This window comes from Microbacterium sp. (assembly GCF_032084865.1).
Lineage (GTDB): Bacteria > Actinomycetota > Actinomycetes > Actinomycetales > Microbacteriaceae > Microbacterium.
The window spans coordinates 1-3182 of record NZ_DAMDLU010000210.1; the positions used below are offsets into that span (position 1 = coordinate 1).

Annotated in this window: 3 protein-coding genes and 1 pseudogene; all 4 read right to left on the reverse strand. The window is 71.4% G+C overall.

Annotated features, from left to right (window positions below; translation table 11 throughout):
* Positions 1-1163 (reverse strand): aldehyde dehydrogenase family protein (locus tag RT309_RS14455; protein ID WP_313358159.1); only part of this gene is annotated, 1163 nt, incomplete at its 3' end.
* On the reverse strand, positions 1160-2014 hold the full coding sequence (locus RT309_RS14460; protein ID WP_071640474.1) for a 3-hydroxyacyl-CoA dehydrogenase family protein: 855 nt from the start codon (positions 2012-2014) through the stop codon (positions 1160-1162). The genes RT309_RS14460 and RT309_RS14455, both read right to left, overlap by 4 nt.
* Positions 2011-2787 (reverse strand): enoyl-CoA hydratase/isomerase family protein, encoded by a 777-nt coding sequence (locus RT309_RS14465; RefSeq protein ID WP_313358162.1) that lies wholly within the window; start codon positions 2785-2787, stop codon positions 2011-2013. Before RT309_RS14465 ends, RT309_RS14460 begins: the two co-directional genes overlap by 4 nt.
* Positions 2780-3182 (reverse strand): annotated as a pseudogene (locus RT309_RS14470) (3-oxoadipyl-CoA thiolase); the annotation flags it as partial. The gene RT309_RS14465 and the pseudogene RT309_RS14470, both read right to left, overlap by 8 nt.

The window sequence follows — 3182 nt, forward strand, 5'->3', positions numbered from 1 at the left end:
GCACCGTCCGGCGCGGGGCCGGTCGACCCGTCAGCCTGTCGCACGGAGGGAGCATCGGTCGAGCCGACGACGACCCGGCCGCCGGCATCCTGCAGCTTCCGCACCTGGCGCAGCACCTCGTCGCGCTGCGCGACCGACGCGAGCGGCCCCATCGTCACGCCCTCCGCGCGCGGGTCGCCGAGCACCGTCTTCTCCGCGATCCGCGCCCGCACGGCCTCGATCACATCGTCGGCTGCCGCCGCCGGGACGATCACCCGGCGGATGGCCGTGCACTTCTGGCCCGCCTTGCTGGTCATCTCCACGACGAGCTGGCGCACGTAGGCGTCGAACTCGGGCGTGCCGGCCACGGCATCCGTGCCCAGCACCGACGCGTTGATCGAGTCGGTCTCGGCGGTGAAGCGCACCCCGCCGGTCTGCACGGCCGCGTGCTGCCGCAGCTTCTCGGCGGTCGACGCGCTGCCGGTGAAACCGACCAGATCGCCGAGCCGCAGGTGATCGAACAGATCGGGCACGCTGCCGCTGACCAGCTGCAGTGACCCCTCGGGCAGCAGCCCCGACTCGACGAGAATGCGCACCATCGCCTCGGCGAGATACCCGGTCGGCGTGGCGGGCTTCACGAGCGTCGGCATGCCGGCGAGAAACGCCGGGGCGAGCTTCTCGAGAGACCCCCACACGGGGAAGTTGAACGCGTTGATCTGCACCGCGACCCCGGGCAGGGTCGTGTAGACGTGCCGGCCGATGAAGCTGCCGTCTTTCGAGAGAGGCTCGACCGGGCCATCGACGTGCACGCGGCTGTTCGGCAGCTCGCGCCGCCCCTTGCCCGAGTACGAGAACAGCACGCCGATGCCGCCGTCGATGTCGACCCACGAGTCGCTCTTGGTCGCCCCGGTGCGCGCCGAGATCGCGTACAGCTCGTCCTTGCGCTCGGTCAGCGCCAGGGCGAACTGCTTGAGCAGCAGCGCCCGCTGGTGGAAGGTCAACTCGGCGAGCGAGGAGTGACCCGTCGTCCGGGCGTACTCGAGAGCGGCCTCGAGATCGAGGCCCTCGGTCGAGACCCGCGTCACGATCTCACCCGTCGACGCGTCGCGCACCTCGGTGCCCGTCGCACCGGCACTCGGCGTCCACCACTCACCCTGAACGTAGCTCGGCAGGAAATCGGTCATCTCTCCTCGTTCCACACGTAGAACCCCTCGCCGCTCTTGCGGCCCAGCTTTCCGGCATCCACCATCTGCCGCAGCAGCCGCGGCGGCTCGAAACGCGGTCCGAGCTGGCGAGCCAGCTCCTCGGCGATGCCGAGGCGCACGTCGAGGCCGACGACGTCGGTGGTGCGCAGCGGACCCATCGGATGCCGGTAGCCCAGTTCCATGGCCGCGTCGATGTCGGCGGCGTCGCCGACGCCCTCCTCGAGCATCCGAATCGCCTCCAACCCCAGCAGCACGCCGAGCCGACTCGATGCGAAACCGGGCGAGTCGCGGATCACGACCGGGGTCTTGCGCAGCGTGGCCACCCACTCGCGGGCGGAGTCGACGACCGCGCGATCCGTGCGCGACCCGACGACGAGCTCGACCAGCGTCGACGCCGGAACGGGGTTGAAGAAGTGCAGTCCGAGGAACCGCTCGGGCCGGGTGAGCGATGCCGCGAGGTCGTCGATCGAGATCGACGACGTGTTCGTGGCGAGCACCGCGTCGTGCGCGACGATCTGCTCGATGTGCGCGAGGGCCTGTGCCTTCAGCGTGCGATCCTCCGGCACGGCCTCGATCACGAGGCCGGCGCTCTCGAACACGGCGGGGTCGACGTGCACGGCGAACGACTCGATCACCGGCCGCGGCTCGGCGAGGTCGCCGCGGAGAGCGGACTTCTCGATGCTCGCCAGCACGCGCGTGCGCGCGGCCTCGGCGGAGTCCTGATCGCGTTCGACGAGACGCACCCGCGCTCCCGCCATGAGGAATGCGTGCGCGATTCCGGCGCCCATGCGTCCACCGCCCAGCACGCCCACGATCCCGGGAACGCTCATCGGCTCTTCTCCTCCTGCTGCGTCGATCGATCGGATCGCTGCGACCGGCGCTCGAGGAACGCCGTCATGCGCCGGCGCTTCTCGTCGCTGTCGAACAGCTCGGCCTGCAGCTCGAGCTCGATCGCCGGATGCTGGTCGGCGGGCGCGAGCAGCGCACGCTTGGTGAACTCGGTGGCCCGTGCGCCGTTCGCGCAGATGCGGTCGGCGATGGCGTGCGCAGCGCCGAGCAGCTCGTCGGGCTCGTGCAGCGACGACAGCAGACCCCACGCGAGGGCTTCCTGCGCGTCGATGATCCTGCCGGTGAGCAGCAGCTCGCTGGCACGGGCGTGGCCGATGATCTCGGGCAGCCGCCACGTGGCGCCGGCCGCGGCGATGATGCCGAGTCCGGTCTCGGGGTTGCCGACGCGCACCCGCGGTGTGCCGATGCGGATGTCTGCGGCGTAGGCGAGCTCGGCGCCGCCACCCAGCGCATAGCCGTCGACCGCGGCGATCACCGGCATCGGCAGCTCGCGGATGCGCCGGAACACGGTCGAGTTGATGCCGCGCCGCGCGTCGTCCGCGGTGCGATCGCGCAGCTGACGGATGTCGGCTCCCGACGCGAAGACGCCGTCGGCGCCGGTGATGATCAGCACCCCTGGCTCGTTCTCGAGGTCGGTGCACACGGCATGCAGCTCGTCGACCATGGTCTGGTCGATCGCGTTGCGCACGGCGGGGCGGGCGAGCGTCACGACCGTCCGGTCGCCCCGCGTCTCGATCCGCAGCGCGTCAGCCATCGATGCGCTCCACGATCATCGCCGTGCCCTGCCCCACGCCGACGCACATCGTGGCGAGCCCGAAGCGCGCACCCTCGCGTTCCATCCGACCGAGCAGCGCGACCAGCAGACGCGAGCCGCTGGAGCCGAGCGGGTGCCCGAGGGCGATCGCCCCGCCGTCGGCGTTGACGATCTCGGGGTCGACGCCGAGGCGTCGGATGCACGCCAGCGACTGCGACGCGAACGCCTCGTTCAGCTCGACCGCGCCGAGATCAGCGACGGTGAGCCCCGCCTTCTGCAGCGCCTTCTCAGTGGCGGGCACGGGGCCGAGACCCATGATCTCCGGCGCCAGCGCGGCGGTGGCGGATGCCACGATGCGCGCCCGCGGGCGCAGTCCGTGCCGGGCGACGGCATCC